Raw genomic sequence first — 15,465 nt, 5'->3', positions numbered from 1 at the left:
TTTCTTTACTCTATGTGGAATATGAAAAGTAGCCCTCGTCTACAGGGCGACAGCAAACACTATGTTGGAGGGATGAATAGCTGATGAAGAACATTATTAATTTTGCGCATCGCGGCGCATCGGCAGTGTGTCCGGAAAATACTATGGCAGCGTTCCGCAAAGGTCTTGAGTTAGGTGCAACCGGAATTGAAACCGATGTACAAATGACCAAGGATGGCGGGCTCGTTCTTATTCATGATGAAACCCTGAACCGTACGACAAACGGAACAGGCTATGTAAAAGATAAGACCCTTGCAGAAATTTTGGAAGCGGACGCAGGCTCTTGGTTCAGTCCCGAGTTCAAAGGCGAGAAGCTCCCCTTGCTAGAAGATTTATTAGATCTGCTGCAAGGACGAGATACAGTACTGAACATCGAGTTTAAGAATGGTACTTTCTTTTACCCGGGTATGGAGGAAAAGGTTATCGCGGCTGTACGGGAGTTCAAGATGAGTGATCGCGTGATTTTTTCAAGCTTCAACCATTATTCACTAGCTCACAGTAAAACAATTGCACCTGAGATCAGGACAGGAATTCTATACGGGGAAGGTCTGTATCGTCCTTGGGATTATGCAGCTACGCTTGGCGCAAATGCGCTGCATGCGTATCATCAAGCAGTACTTCCTGAATTCGTCGAAGAAGCAGCTAAGCATGGCATTGCTTATCATCCTTGGACTGTTAATGATCCAGAGCGGATGAAGGCTTTAATCGAAGCTGGAGTGTCAGGTATTATTACAGATCATCCAGATGTGCTGGCTGGGCTTCTAGCTAAATAATAAGGGAGTGTGAACATGTGAAAAAAGTCTGGTTGCTCGGATTCGGCTTTTTCAGCATCAGCATTACGTGGAGTCTGTATAATGCATTTGTACCCTTTTTTCTAGAAAAATACGTACATAGTGTGGCGCTTATCAGCTTCTTGATGACGATTGATAATTACTTTGCCTTATTCCTGCAGCCTTGGATTGGCAACCGTAGTGACCGCACGACCTCGCGTTTTGGACGCAGAATGCCTTATCTTATGATCGGTATGCCTTTCGCTGCCGTGCTAACCATGCTGATTCCGTTTCATACCGGACTATTTACACTTCTGTTGTTTATGATGCTAATGAATCTGGCCATGAGCTTATACCGTTCACCAACCGTCGCCCTCATGCCGGACATTACGCCAGAAGAGCAGCGCACAAAGGCCAACGGGCTGATTAATTTCATGGGTGGGTTCGGTTCTATTCTCGCTTTCGGCGTAGGTTCGATCCTGTATAAATCCAATCCAGCACTTCCGTTTATCGTCGCTGGACTGATTACCTTATTATGTATGTTTATCGTGTCACGCTTCATTAAAGAAAATCGGGACGGCGTAAACGTGCAAATGAAGCTTCCCTCAGAAGACAATGCTGCCACCAAGCCCTCTCGTATTTCCTTTCGAAGTCAGCTTGACCGTACCACAGTATTTTTGCTAGCGGCGATTTTCTTCTGGTTCGTAGCGTATCAAGGCGTTGAGACGCTGTTTACCTTATATGGCAAACATCATCTCGGCCTAAGCGAACAGGCGGCCTCTTTCTCGCTCACTTTCTTCTCTTTGGCTTTTGTGCTGTTCGCCATTCCGAGCGGTTGGCTGGGCGGAAGATTCGGGAAGAAAAAAATGATCATCATCGGCGTATGCGGATTAATGACCATTTTTGCTCTCGTCGGTTTTGCAAAGGACTTGATGCTCCTTCGAGGGTTACTGTTGCTAGGTGGAGTCTTCTGGGCTTGTATTAATATCAATTCCTATCCTTATGTTGTGGCAACAGGAACCGAAGAGAGTATCGGCACACGAACAGGGATGTATTATCTGGTCTCTTCCCTTGCCGCCATCAGTTCGCCTCCACTACTGGGGCTCATGATTGATATTTTTGATTACTCTATCCTGTTCTACGTAGCGGCGATTAGTATGGCCGTTGCTCTTGTCTGCTTGTTCCTCATGAAAGGCCGTAAGGATGTGACGAACAGCATTCATTCGCCTTTCCAATAACAATAGCGGCAGCCATGGACGATGTACAAGGTCTATGGCTGCCGCTTTTATTTTACATCCACTTCTTCTAATTCTTATAGACGGAGTAACGCCCTGTACCGAGCTGTTTGGCGGCGTACATCGCTGTGTCTGCTTCATTAAGCAGCCTGAAATGATCCACCTTACCATGACTTATGCTGATCCCTATACTCATAGATACGAACAGGTTATGCTCACCTAGCTGGTAACTCTTAGTCGTCTTCTCCAGAATTCGCACAGCAAGCTGCTCTGCTTCCTTCTGGTTGCTGCCTTTAGCGACAATCACAAATTCATCACCGCCCACGCGGAAGATATGACGTTTTCTTTTGCTGGAGAATTGAATTAAATTTTTACCCACTTCTTCCAGCAGTAAATCCCCCACATGATGCCCCAAGCTATCATTGATCGATTTAAAGCGATTCAGATCCAGAAACAAAACGGCAAGCTGCTCATTTACCTTGCACCGATCCCAAAAATGATCCATTCCATTCTTATTCAATAACCCTGTTAAAGCATCCTTATACGCCAGTTCTTTCAATTGCTCTCTTTCAGCCCACACTAGGTTCATTCGTGTAATCAAAAACATAAATAGGGCTATCGTAAGACTATAGACCACCAGTGATATGATAATTCCATCATCGGCCACTTCATTTCCCAATAAGGTTTTTACGCCTAACTGATGCATGCTCCATAGTCCAATGATGATTATTATAACGAAAAGACCGGTATGAATCGCTCTTTTTTGAGGCGTTTTAGAAGAAATATCCCGGTAAAGCCTTAGTACTAAATAACCGGCCGCGGCTGCGATGAGAAGGGATAATAACGTTTGTAAGTAAATCTGAACCTCTGCCACCTTAAATTCGCACATCCTTTTACTACAAAAATGATTAGATTGCTGAACAATCACTATATTAAAATGCTCTGAACATTATCTGAACACTTCGTTAGATTTCTAAATGCTCTGCACAATTGTACAGATCGCAATGCCAAGAAGTACCCGATTTGGTGATCCGGGTGATGGACGTATTTTTCAGTAATACTGTACCGTCTAGTTCTGGAATCAGTCTTCTAAGAATGCTACGCAAAATTACTCCGTGGCTAACGATCAAGATATTACAACCCGGATGTTTCTCCGCAAGATCTTCGATGGCCTGGCTGCCTCTGATCTCGCTGGCCTCCGGAGTTTCTAATCCCAACTCTAGCGTCTTCCAATCGGGTCCCCATCGTTCTATCCGTTCTTGTTGCGTAGTACCTTCAATTAGCCCTGCATACATCTCTCGAATGCCCGGTACTATACCTGCTAACTCAATACCTAGTCGCTTTGCGATAACCTCTGCCGTTTGCTGTGCTCTGAGCAAGTCACTTGAATATATGTAGTCCCACTGTTCACCGCTAAGTCGTTCGGCAATAAGCGCTGCCTGCTGAAAGCCTTCTGCATCCAATGAGTTATCTGTATGTCCTTGTACTCTACCTTCCTTATTCCACGCTGTACTTCCATGGCGAATTAAACCTACTGTAGTCATAAAGATCTCCCTTTAGTTGTTGATTTCTAGTACTATTCTTTAATCGTATCTACATTCTATCAGAATCTTCCCTTGAGTATTTGAAAAATAAGGGTTATCCATGTTTTAGAACTTGAGGTATAATAAACCTTTATCGCTTTTTACATCAGCTACAGGATAAGGAGATTTTGGTTAATATGAAAAAGTTATTGTTTCCGTTCTTTCTTGCATTCCTTCTATGTTTATTTCCGGTTTACACATTTAGTTCCTCCACTGTTGGAGCTGCTGCGGTTCCAAAAAACACCGTGTATGTAACCAAAAATAACCACTCGTACATCCCACTGCGTCTCTTAAATAATTTCACCGGCATACATGCTGAAATGAATACTAGTGACAAACGTATAACCATTACGAACGCAGACACTAAGATTATACTCACTGTAGGACAAGCGGTTGCGCTCGTCAACGACAAATCAGTAACACTAACCGACTCCGCTTTTAGTGAGAATGGTACGGTATATATCCCTTTGTCCTTGGTCAGCAAAACGCTGGGCATTCAATTGGAATGGAATCAGGAAGCCTCATCTGTAACCCTTACGAATAACGATGTTTCATCGACTGTCCCTGTACAGTCTGGCTCACTTCTTAAAGCAGATTCCTCCCCTGTTGTCAGTGCTAGTAAAACTTTCAAGGTGGGTAGCAAATCCTTCAAAGCCCAAACGGTTACCGTTTCCTTACTGCATCCTAAAGTGAAGCTCGACGTTGTACTAGCAGGAAATACGGTAGGAAAAGTGGAGGAACTAAGCAGTCTAGCCAAACGCAATAATGCCGTAGTAGCTATTAACGGTACGTTCTTTGATGCTTACACCAAAGGGGCATACAAAGCGCCTTACGGTTATATGGTCAGTGGTGGAAAAATGCTCAAAAATAGCTCCGGCGATCGCCGCACAATTTTCACCTATGACAGCAACCATCTAGCCTCGCTTATTCCCGGGCTAGAGTTTACAGACCGTTTCGCTTCCGGATCTATGGAAGGAGCACTCCAAGCTGGGCCACGTCTGCTTGTGAATGGCAAGGTATCCCTTAATGTCGTGGCAGAAGGCTTCAAGGATGCCAAGATCTTAACCGGCGGCGGCGCCCGCAGCGCACTTGGCCTCACTCGCGACCACAAGCTGATTCTGCTGACCACTGGCGGAGCTACTATCCCACAGCTGGCAGAAATGATGAAGCAGGCTGGTGCGTATCAAGCCATGAATCTGGATGGCGGCGCATCCAGCGGACTATACTACAATGGCAAATATCTCACGACCCCTGGGCGTCAGATTAGCAACGCGATTGTAGTTAAATATCAATAGCTTTATCTAGCCAGCCCAGTGTCAATGTGAGACGCTGGGCTTCGGCTTCGAAGATGCTTCTATTGCAGATCATGCAATAGAAGCATTCTTTTTTCGTGTCATTGCTAGCACGCATTTAAGCACGACGTGACTAACATCCTCAATGGTTACTCGAAGGATATCCATTGCCTGCACGCACGCATCTGCTAACTGTATTTTTTACAACTATTCCTCATACTGCTACTCCAAAAGATAAGTTAGTTGTATTACGTGCAGTTAAATTACCGTTTTTCCTTTAAACACACTGTATTTGCTCAATTTAGTTGTACAGAGTGCAACTAAACCTCTTAAAGTCGCCATATAAGCTCACATAGTTGTACAATGTGCAGTTAAGTCTGGTTACGCAATAGCTGGTGCTGGGGTTCGGAGACAAAACTCAAGGGGGTGCGATCATCTGCAGACGGTAAATAGACCCAATGAATGAATGTTCTTAAACTAACACCCTCCTTCTAAATTACTTCCCCATCCCCATCCGCTAATTGCATTTCGTACAACTATTCCTCATACTGCTACTCCAAAAGATAAGTTAGTTGTATTACGTGCAGCTAAATTACTGTTTTTCCTTTAGACACACTGTATTTGCTCAATTTAGTTGTACAGAGTGCAACTAAACCTCTTAAAGTCGCCATATAAGCTCAAATAGTTGTACAAAGTGCAGTTAAGTCTGGTTACGCAATAGCTGGTGCTGGGGTTCGGAGACAAAACTCAAGGGGGCGCGATCATCTGCAGACGGTAAATAGACCCAATGAATGAATGTTCTTAAACTAACATCCTCCTTCGAAATTACTTCCCCATCCCCATCCGCTAATTGCATTTCGTACAACTATTCCTCATACTGCTACTCCAAAAGATAAGTTAGTTGTATTACGTGCAGTTAAATTACCGTTTTTCCTTTAGACACACTGTATTTGCTCAATTTAGTTGTACAGAGTGCAACTAAACCTCTTAAAGTCGCCATATAAGCTCACATAGTTGTACAATGTGCAGTTAAGTCTGGTTACGCAATAGCTGGTGCTGGGGTAGTGCTGGGATTGGTGCTGCTACTGAGGTTAGGTTGGGGTTGGGGTTGGGGTTGGGGTTGGGGTTGGGGTTGGGGTTGGGGTTGGGGTTGGGGTTGGGGTTGGGGTTGGGGTTGGGGTTGGGGTTGGGGTTGGGGTTGGGGTTGGGGTTGGGGTTGGGGTTGGGGTTGGGGTTGGGGTTGGGGTTGGGGTTGGGGCTGGGGCTGCCGGAAGGCTAGGCTTGACTCACTTTTGCATATTTTTCCTTGTCCATGGTACTGTATAACTGAACAAAGGAGTGAATATATGGAAACGATTCTAATCATAGAGGACGATGCTAAACTCGCGAGCCTTTTAAGCACGTATCTATCTAAATATGAATTTCGTACGGTGATAATAGAGGATTTCAACAGGGTACTGGAGATTTTTAATGACACTCATCCGGACGTTGTTCTGCTGGACGTCAATCTGCCAAAATACGATGGATTTTACTGGTGCCGCCAGATTCGTTCGCTCTCTCTCTGCCCTATTCTATTCATCTCTGCACGGGACAGTGGAATGGATCAGGTGATGGCGCTAGAGAATGGCGGGGATGATTATATCACCAAACCTTTTCACTATGAGGTTGTGCTTGCCAAAATCCGCAGCCACATCCGCAGAGTATACGGATCTTACTCACAGACCCAGGAAGAGCATAAGCTCCAGTCTGGAGGCTTAATTCTCTATCCTGAACGTTATGTCATCCAATACGACGGACATACTAGCGAGCTGACTCAAAAAGAATCCGTTCTGCTGGAGGCCTTATTGCTAAAAGAAGGACGCGTCGTTAATCGGGAGCGTCTACTTGATCTCATGTGGAAGGATCAGCATTTTATAGATGACAATACATTAAATGTGTACATAACCCGTGTCCGCAAAAAACTCAAGGATCTTGGTCTTGGCGATATTGTGGAAACTGTAAGAGGCGCTGGGTATCGGCTTAATGTCACTAAGGATATGCCATGAGGCTATTTTGGAAAGACCAGATTCCGCTAATCCTGTTCTATCTGCTTCAAATGTTGCTTATTCCCTTGCTGTATTGGCTGTCTGGTGAGAACCGACCGATCTCTATCATGCTCTATGGAATCGCTCTTAGCACCGTAGTTCTTTTACTATTTTTAGGCTACCGATATGTTCAGCACCGGAAATTGTATGCAGCACTAAGCGATCCAATGGACTCACTCCAAAATCATCCCGTATCCTTAGGGGATACGCCTCTGTCAGAAGCAATTCATGAGCTATTGCAGCTTATTGACCGTCAGTATCAGGAGCAGGTAAATGGGCATATCCGCCAGATGAATCAGCATATCGTATTCATGAATCGCTGGGTTCATCAGATGAAGACTCCACTCTCTGTCATTCAGCTCACGCTAAAGGATCTTGAAGAGGAAACCGCCGCAAGTATTCAGGAGGAATTAGAACGTCTGCGCGGGGGGCTGGAGATGGTTATTTACACGGCAAGGCTTGACCGATTTGAAAATGACTTTCAGGTTGAACCGTTACGTCTGCGCAAAATAGTTAGTGAGGCGGTAGCCGAGAATCGCAGACTATTCATACGCAGAGGTATACAAGTAGATGTACAGGTGGATGCCAATCTAGCAGTATATAGCGATGCCAAATGGTTGATGTTTATGCTGACCCAAATCTTAACCAATGCCGTGAATTATACCCCCGCCTCCAATACTGCTAAAACTGTTACCCTCTCAGCCCAGCGTGTGGGCACCGACACGGTTCTGGATATTACCGATCAAGGCATCGGCATTTCTCCTGAAGATCTAAAGCGTGTGTTTAATCCCTACTTTACGGGGGATCGTGGACGCCATTATCATGAATCGACAGGTATGGGTCTGTACCTCGTAAGGGAGATATGCAGCAGGCTTGAACATAAGGTGGAGATTCAATCGCAACTCGGAGAAGGAACCCGTGTGCGACTCATATTCAGCAATAGCAATCATCTATAGAGATAAGAACGAGAGGACTTCGTAGTCAGCAATCATGGCTTTGAGGTTCTTCTTCTTTGCATATCTGTTCATCCCAGTCCAGTACGAACATAACCTTAAGCACGTTGTAAGATAACGTTAAGGTAAATCCATAGCAGCTTATCGCTCAATTTTATACATTATATACATAACCCGTCCCCGCTTCGTGAGGGATGAGAAACTCACTTTTGCAACGGAAGGAATGGATGATATGAATGTTTTAGAGGTCAAAGGACTTCATAAGGTATACCCCGGGAAAATAGCGACCCAAGCTCTCACCGATATCCATCTCAATATTGAAAAAGGTGAATTTGTAGGCATCATGGGCCCCTCCGGTAGCGGTAAAACAACACTGCTTAACATGGTTTCCACGATCGACCAGCCCTCCTCTGGTGAGGTGAATATCAATGGCAGCAACCCTTATCTTTTGAATAAAAAAGAGCTCGCACACTTTCGCCGCAAACAACTAGGCTTTGTGTTTCAGGATTTTAACCTGCTTGAGACATTAACCGTTGCTGAGAATATTGTACTGCCCCTAACGCTGGACAATCGTAAACTCTCGCAGATGGAGATTTTGCTGCAAAGAGTCGCAGAACGCTTAAACATTACCGATATTCTGAGCAAACGCACCTATGAAATTTCGGGTGGCCAACGTCAGCGGACCGCAATTGCCCGGGCAATCATCACCTCTCCTTCAATTATATTGGCAGACGAGCCTACAGGTGCGCTTGACTCTAATTCTTCACGTACGGTGATGGAATCGCTGGAGAATATTAATCATAAAGAGGGCACGACGATAATGCTTGTAACGCATGATCCACTGGCAGCGAGCTACTGCAACCGAATCGTCTTTATAAAAGACGGAAAACTAGCGGCAGAAATTCATCGTGGAGATAACCGTCAAACCTTCTTCCAAAAAATCATCGACACACTTTCATTTTGGGGAGGGAATAGTCATGAACTTTCCTCAATTCGCGTTTAACAATGTGCGGCGTAATTCGCGGGCTTATTTTGCTTTTTTCTTAAGCAGTGCTTTTATGGTCATGATCTTTTTTTCATATTCCGTGTTTATTTACCATCCTGGGGTTACGAACATCAAGCTAGGCCTGAATTCAGCCGCCGGCATGCAAATCGCTTCTTATATTGTGTTTATCTTTGCTTTCTTTTTTGTCCTATACTCGATTAGTGCTTTCCTGAAAATGCGTAATTTGGAGTTCGGCCTACTGATGATCTTAGGTGCACGTCCAGGCCAGATCAACAAACTGATTCTTATCGAAAATATGCTCATCGGACTGCTCTCTATCGTCACAGGTATGTCTTTCGGAATGCTTTTATCCAAGCTCTTCTTGCTGCTGAGTACGACCATTATGGGCATGGACCCTCTACCATTTTATTGGCCAATGAAGGCGTTAGTGATGACCTCTATCTCATTCATTTCATTATTTCTGGTCATTTCGATCTTCACATTATTGTTTATTCGCAAGCATCAAGTCCTTGAATTACTTAAGGGAAATGTTAAACCTAAAAAAGAACCCCGTGTCTCCTGGTTGTTCTCGCTGTTCGGATTTCTGCTGTTGACTGCTGGAGCTCTCGCGATTCGTAAGCAATTATCTCCGAGCTCACTATTGGTTGCTGCTGTCACAGGTATTGCCGGAACCTACTTTTTCTACTCTCAGTTATCCGTACTAGGGATACGCCTACTTAAGCTGCGTCGTAAACGACTTTGGCGTGGGACCAATCTGCTGTGGATTTCTGAGATGAGCTACAAGATCAAAGACAATGCAAGAATGCTGTTCCTTGTTACAGTAGTCACTTCGATTGCTTGCATGGCTGCTGGATTTCTTTTGTCCATTAATCAAGCGAATATAGAGCACTATAAAAAAACTCCATTCGCTATAAACTATTCGAACTATAATCCGAAGGGAAAAGCGCCAGATTTAGAACCGATTCATAATAAATTACAGAACGCCAAAGTCGAGTATACAGAGAATAAGGTTGATCTAATCTCCGCTTCCATTCAAGGAATCGATAAAGAAACCCTCCTTAACCTTGATATCATCTCCCGATCAGAGTTCAATCAATTGGCTCCGCAAATGAATGTGCCCGAGGTGGGACCCCTATCTGAGAAAGAAGCTGTATTACTGCTAAGCCCTCATATAGAGACACAGAATTACGCTGTGAATCGAACGATTCTTTTGAAAAATCAGAAAGATGAAGAGCTGCTGCTAAAAGAATTTCGAACGCCAAAGATACATCCAATGGACCCCATGGCAAGCTCACTCTTAATCGTAGATGACGGTTTTTATGATAAGTTTTCTTCAGCAGCGGAATACACAAGGCCCTATGTACGATATCTATATAAAATCCCTGCATGGGATGGCCCTACGCCTGAGGATAACTCCCCTGAAGCTGTGATCACCAGAGAACTTATCCAGTGGAGTAAAGTATCCAACAGTGCTAATAATCATCAATACAATGGCTTACTAACAGCGCGAGCGGACAGCTATCTATCAACCAAACAGGGAACAGCCATATTTAGTTTTATTGGCATCTTTATCGCACTGATCTTCTCGCTCTCATCGGCCAGCTTTCTTTTTTTTAAGCTTCATACCGAGCTAAACACTGATAAGCAAATGTACACCGCTTTATCCAAAATCGGTTTAAGCACTAAAGAAATGTCAGCTTCTGCTACCAAACAGATCTCTGTGCTCTTTTATATTCCGATTGTGATTGCCACCATTCAGACCCTTGTCGTGATTCGGCCCATCCTGAAGCAAATGAATATCACCGATGTCACGCTTCCCGTGCTAATGACATCCGGTACATTCCTTGCTGTGCAAACTCTCTATTTCTTTATTGCACGATCCCGGTACATTCATAGTCTTAAAAAAATAATGGTATAGATACTTCTCTTTGTGTTGGCGGAACCGTGCTTACACGTTACACTTGCTATATTATTCAATAAACCTAGCAAGGAGGTTCCGCATTTATGTCCAAGGCTGATCATATGTTATCCATTCTTTGGATGCTCAAGCAGCGGGGAAGAACCGCCGGAGAACTAGCGGAAGCGTTAGAGATCAGTGTTCGGTCTGTGTACAGATACATCGATGCGTTATGCATCAGTGGTGTACCCGTTATTGCGGATAGCGGGCCTGGTGGCGGTTACAGCTTACCGGAACATTTTATTGAGGCTCCCTTATTCTTTGACTCCGAAGAGCAGCGTGCCCTTCTACAAGCTTCTTCTTTTGCCAGGGGGACCGGATATCCTTATGTTGAAGCTCTGGACCGAGCCTTATCCAAGCTAAAAAGATATAGCAATGCCCAGCAATTAGAACAAATGGAGCGCCATGAGAATGGCATTGAGACGATCCATTCTCCTTCCCCGTCGCTTAGCCATCTGATTCAAGAATTGGAATTGGGGGCAGCGAATGGATACACCCTGCAAATGGAATATCGTAAGGGGAATGGAGAAACCAAATCATCCCGTGCCATTGATCCTTACGGACTTGTACTCTGGAAGGGCCAATGGTACACCGTAGCTTACTGCCACGAGCGACATGAAATTCGTAGTTTCAGGGTGGATAGAATCATTGAACTACAACGTACAGAAGCTATGTTCGCTCGTCCTGCTGACTTCTCTGCACGTGATTTTTTGTTAAAGAGCTTACTGCCTGCACGCAATACTGAAGAGAAACTAGTCACAGTAGTCATCGCATCCGACGAGGGAGTCTTGAATGATCTATGCAGTCATTGGTTGTTCGGACATACGCTGGTACAGCGCATGGAAGGACAAGCCCGCTTTCAAGTGGACGAAACTTCTTTACTGACTTATGCACCCTACTTCTTGTTGCCTTATGGAACCACATTACGAATCATGGAGCCTTCCTCACTAAGAGAAAGACTAGCCTCCATAGCCTCCAATTTAGCAGCTCATTATAAGACATAAATTATTCTTTAGGATCACTGACCGTAGTTGTCAGTGATCCTTTTGTATAGTGTAAATGAGTCTGAGGGAATAAATGAACCTATAAATCAAGGAGGAATAACGAATGAAGGAACTACACTATGAATTTTATATTGACGGAACACCTGAGCAGGTATGGGACACTCTGATCTCTCCGGAAGGTACCAAACAGATTTATTACGGGAGCGTAATCCATTCAACTTTTAAGGAAGGCGAATTATTGGAATATGTAGGTCCTGGAGAAGATGGAGATGAAACATTACATGTGTATGGAACGCTGCTGGAGTTTACTCCGCAAAAAGCACTGCGTTTCACGCATAAGGTCGGCCCTTCCTATCATAAGGGACTAGAAAGATATGAATCGCGTATATCTTGGCTGCTTGAACCGGTGGGTGGAACTACTAAGCTCACGCTTATCCACGATGAATGGCATCCTGATGATCCTTCGTATGCTGGCAGCATCAGCGCTTGGTGGCAGGTTCTAAGTAATATTAAAACCTTGGTGGAGACCGGACGCACGCTTGATTTTGGCAGCTGGACGTAACTTCACGACTAATAAAACCTTGGATTAGACTATTCCAATTAAAGACAAGCCTATGAGTAGACTCAATCTTAGCCCCTCGGCTGGAGAGCGCAAGCCTTCTTTCCGTTAGGGGCTTTTCTGCGTCTAAATTAATTTTGCCTTAGGGAAACATTCTTGTTGCAGGGACAAAGTTGTTCACATATACTAATATTGTGTCAGTCCACAAGAAAAATTCCATTGCACAAAATAATAACCATAAAAATACAAATATACAATAACTGAAAGAAGGGGGTTCTTATGTCGGGAACTAGTATTCCATTATCAGAAGCGGCTAAAGGCAGTATGTTGCGCATCAGCGGCATTGAAGTTCAGGGTGTGCTTAGAAGAAGATTACTGGATCTCGGGTTTGTAGTCGGTAATGCCGTTGAGGTGTTGCGCCGTAGTCCTTTAGGAGATCCTATAGCTTTTCGGGTAAGCAATACGACCATTGCATTACGTAGAGAAGAAAGCTCTTTAATATTTGGAGAAGTCATCGGAGGTGTAGAAGCATGAGTCATTTCACTGTCGCTTTTGCAGGCAATCCTAACACTGGAAAAAGCACGCTTTTCAACCTGCTGACCGGCATGCGCCAGCATACAGGAAACTGGGCAGGTAAAACCGTCATTACTGCTGAAGGCGAGTTTAAGCATAAAGACCATACGTATCTTGCAGTAGATCTTCCTGGTACCTATTCCCTATACTCGAATTCTGCAGATGAAGAAGCGGCTAGAGATTATATTATTTTTGAACAGCCAGATGTGACACTAGTCGTGCTTGATGCTACCTCGCTAGAACGAAATCTCAACCTTGCCTTGCAAGTGCTGGAGATTACCGGGCGGGCTGTAGTCTGCATCAACCTCATCGATGAAGCCCGTAAACTCGGTATCGACATTAATCTGAAACGTATTTCCAAACGTCTCGGCGTGCCAGTTGTAGCGATATCGGCTCGCAATAAAATCGGTATTGAAGCGTTATTGGATCAGGTGGAGCGAGTGGCTACCGGCACTTTCACCGCACAGCCGCTGGTTATTACTTATAACGAAGAGATTGAACGAGGGATCGCAGAGCTTACACCTCTGGTAGAGCAAACCATTGGCAGCAAATATCCAGCACGCTGGATTGCACTGCGCTTATTGGATGGTGACGACAGCTTGCTAACTTCGCTTAAGGAGAATATGAAAAATAAAGAATTGCCTGAAGCAAAGGAGGTCATCGGTCATGGAGTCACCGCCTATCACTAAGGGATTAGATCCTCTAGATTCCTTGCTGTCCACAGCAAAAAAGCTCGCTGACGGCGGAGCGATACGGGATGAGATTGTCAGTGGTATCTATGGCGTATCCGCAGGCATCTGCGGGGATGCAGTCACCTATAGGGATAAGAAGAAGCTGAACAGCACTTATAAGCTGGATAATATCGTAACTTCAAAAATATGGGGATTCCCCATTATGCTCGCCATCCTCGGTATCGTGTTCTGGATTACGATTGCCGGCGCCAACTATCCTTCAAGCTGGCTTGCTTCTTTCTTCGGCTTCATTGAAGGTTATCTGACGGCCGGATTTGCGGCGATTCATGCCCCCGCTTGGCTACACGGTGTACTTGTGCTTGGATTATATCGAGGAACCTCATGGGTTATCAGTGTCATGCTGCCACCAATGATGATATTTTTTCCAGTGTTTGCACTGCTTGAGAATTTCGGGTATCTGCCGAGGGTTGCTTTTAACATGGACCGGTTGTTCAAAAAATCAGGTGGTCACGGCAAGCAAGCTTTGACCATGTCTATGGGTTTCGGCTGTAATGCCGCCGCGATCCTCTCCACACGAATCATCGAATCGCCGCGTGAACGGATGCTCGCGATTTTAACTAACAATTTCGTTCCATGTAACGGCCGTTGGCCGACATTGATTCTATTGTCTTCCTTATTCATGGCAGGAGCGGCTACGACAGGCGCACTCCGTACCCTCACCACCGCCTCCGTACTTATGGGGATGGTGCTAATCGGTATCATCGTTACCCTGACGGTTTCCTGGGTCATGTCGAAAACTGCGCTACGCGGTGTTCCAACACACTACACACTGGAGCTCCCGCCCTATCGCCGGCCGCAAATTTGGAAGACCATACTTATTTCTTCAAAAGATAAGTCGCTTAACGTACTTACTCGGGCTATCGTTGTTGCTGCCCCTGCCGGTATTATCACTTGGATTCTTGGCAACCTGTTTATCGGTGGAGATTCTGTCCTGAATCATATGGCAGCCTTCTTTGATCCTTTTGCACACATGCTCGGCATGGATGGCTTTATCATTATGGCCTTTATTCTCGGACTTCCCGCGAATGAAATCGTACTGCCTATTCTGCTTATGGGCTATATGTCCTCAGGCGCTATGGTCGATATCGACAGCTTGGGCAGCATCAAAGATGTCTTTTTATCACATGGCTGGACTTGGCTGACTGCGCTTAACATGATGCTGTTCTCCCTGCTCCACTATCCTTGCGGCACTACGCTCGTGAACATCTATAAGGAGACGAAAAGCATGAAGTGGGCTGTTCTCTCAGCAGTCATTCCGCTCGGTATCGCCATAGGAGTAACCTTTGCAGTCGCACAACTCGTTCGGTTGTTCGGGTGGGTGTAACGTAAGCTTGCGGTATGAAATTCCCCCTCTTCACCTTGATTACCTGCAGCACCTTACATCACCTTCATTACCTAACTTCAGCTGGCTTCACAGATTCTAGCCTCCTTGAAATATTTATAGGGAAATCCTCCCTCTAATTCGGACTTTATAAGTGAAAATTGAACTTTTTGCGGAAATTCTCCCTATAAATGAGCGGATTATTGCCAAATGGGCAATTTCTGCTGAATAACAGGGAGGAATTCCCTGAATATTGATGATATCGATTAAAACAAGATAAATCACAGGGAGGAATTCCCTAATTATTGATCTCATTAAGATCAGCTCAAATAAATAA

The 15,465-nt window shown here is 44.8% G+C and carries 14 protein-coding genes; 12 read left to right on the top strand and 2 right to left on the bottom strand.

The features are described 5' to 3' along the window. Positions 1-83: 83 nt before the first annotated feature. Positions 84-812, top strand: coding sequence for a glycerophosphodiester phosphodiesterase (locus ACN6KS_RS05470; protein WP_440961532.1), 729 nt, complete (start codon positions 84-86; stop codon positions 810-812). Between the two features lie 17 nt (positions 813-829). After that, entirely contained in the window at positions 830-2,047 is a 1,218-nt protein-coding gene (locus tag ACN6KS_RS05465) for an SLC45 family MFS transporter (protein WP_094872477.1), read from the top strand. Positions 2,048-2,114: 67 nt separating this feature from the next. On the opposite strand, the gene ACN6KS_RS05460 is transcribed toward ACN6KS_RS05465, so the two are convergent. Next, a complete protein-coding gene (locus tag ACN6KS_RS05460; RefSeq protein ID WP_179281683.1) occupies positions 2,115-2,918 on the bottom strand; it encodes a GGDEF domain-containing protein in 804 nt (267 codons plus the stop codon). 91 nt (positions 2,919-3,009) lie between these two features. Beyond that, entirely contained in the window at positions 3,010-3,588 is a 579-nt protein-coding gene (locus ACN6KS_RS05455; RefSeq protein ID WP_440961531.1) for a histidine phosphatase family protein, read from the bottom strand. 176 nt (positions 3,589-3,764) lie between these two features. On the opposite strand from ACN6KS_RS05455, the gene ACN6KS_RS05450 reads away from it, so the two are divergent. The 10 genes from ACN6KS_RS05450 to ACN6KS_RS05405 all read left to right on the top strand — a co-directional run bounded on the left by ACN6KS_RS05450 (position 3,765) and on the right by ACN6KS_RS05405 (position 15,131). Beyond that, on the top strand, positions 3,765-4,922 hold the full coding sequence (locus tag ACN6KS_RS05450) for a phosphodiester glycosidase family protein (protein WP_440961530.1): 1,158 nt from the start codon (positions 3,765-3,767) through the stop codon (positions 4,920-4,922). Positions 4,923-6,265: 1,343 nt separating this feature from the next. Further along, the gene (locus ACN6KS_RS05445) at positions 6,266-6,964 is read left to right on the top strand and encodes a response regulator transcription factor (RefSeq protein ID WP_094872327.1); all 699 of its coding nucleotides are present in this window, start codon (positions 6,266-6,268) and stop codon (positions 6,962-6,964) included. Beyond that, positions 6,961-7,959, top strand: a complete 999-nt coding sequence (locus tag ACN6KS_RS05440; RefSeq protein WP_440961529.1) for a sensor histidine kinase — start codon at positions 6,961-6,963, stop codon at positions 7,957-7,959. Before ACN6KS_RS05445 ends, ACN6KS_RS05440 begins: the two co-directional genes overlap by 4 nt. Before the next feature lie 229 nt (positions 7,960-8,188). Then, complete coding sequence (locus tag ACN6KS_RS05435) at positions 8,189-8,959, top strand: ABC transporter ATP-binding protein (protein WP_094872330.1); 771 nt, start codon at positions 8,189-8,191, stop codon at positions 8,957-8,959. Continuing rightward, complete coding sequence (locus tag ACN6KS_RS05430; RefSeq protein WP_440961528.1) at positions 8,934-10,880, top strand: FtsX-like permease family protein; 1,947 nt, start codon at positions 8,934-8,936, stop codon at positions 10,878-10,880. Before ACN6KS_RS05435 ends, ACN6KS_RS05430 begins: the two co-directional genes overlap by 26 nt. Positions 10,881-10,966: 86 nt before the next feature. Beyond that, positions 10,967-11,923 (top strand): helix-turn-helix transcriptional regulator, encoded by a 957-nt coding sequence (locus tag ACN6KS_RS05425; protein WP_440961527.1) that lies wholly within the window; start codon positions 10,967-10,969, stop codon positions 11,921-11,923. Positions 11,924-12,026: 103 nt separating this feature from the next. Further along, entirely contained in the window at positions 12,027-12,485 is a 459-nt protein-coding gene (locus ACN6KS_RS05420) for an SRPBCC domain-containing protein (RefSeq protein WP_440961526.1), read from the top strand. A 276-nt stretch (positions 12,486-12,761) separates the two neighbouring features. Beyond that, positions 12,762-13,016 carry a FeoA family protein gene (locus tag ACN6KS_RS05415; RefSeq protein ID WP_060621666.1) on the top strand — a complete coding sequence of 85 codons (255 nt, stop codon included), beginning with the start codon at positions 12,762-12,764 and terminating at the stop codon, positions 13,014-13,016. Then, entirely contained in the window at positions 13,013-13,744 is a 732-nt protein-coding gene (locus ACN6KS_RS05410; protein WP_094872336.1) for a FeoB small GTPase domain-containing protein, read from the top strand. The genes ACN6KS_RS05415 and ACN6KS_RS05410 overlap by 4 nt, the downstream gene beginning before the upstream one ends. Continuing rightward, on the top strand, positions 13,722-15,131 hold the full coding sequence (locus ACN6KS_RS05405; protein WP_440961525.1) for a nucleoside recognition domain-containing protein: 1,410 nt from the start codon (positions 13,722-13,724) through the stop codon (positions 15,129-15,131). Before ACN6KS_RS05410 ends, ACN6KS_RS05405 begins: the two co-directional genes overlap by 23 nt. The last annotated feature ends 334 nt before the right edge of the window (positions 15,132-15,465 follow it).

The organism is Paenibacillus nitricinens (assembly GCF_052056485.1).
GTDB lineage: Bacteria > Bacillota > Bacilli > Paenibacillales > Paenibacillaceae > Paenibacillus_AQ > Paenibacillus_AQ nitricinens.
The sequence above is the reverse complement of the archived record's forward strand: the minus strand, read 5'-3'. Positions and strand labels throughout refer to the sequence as shown.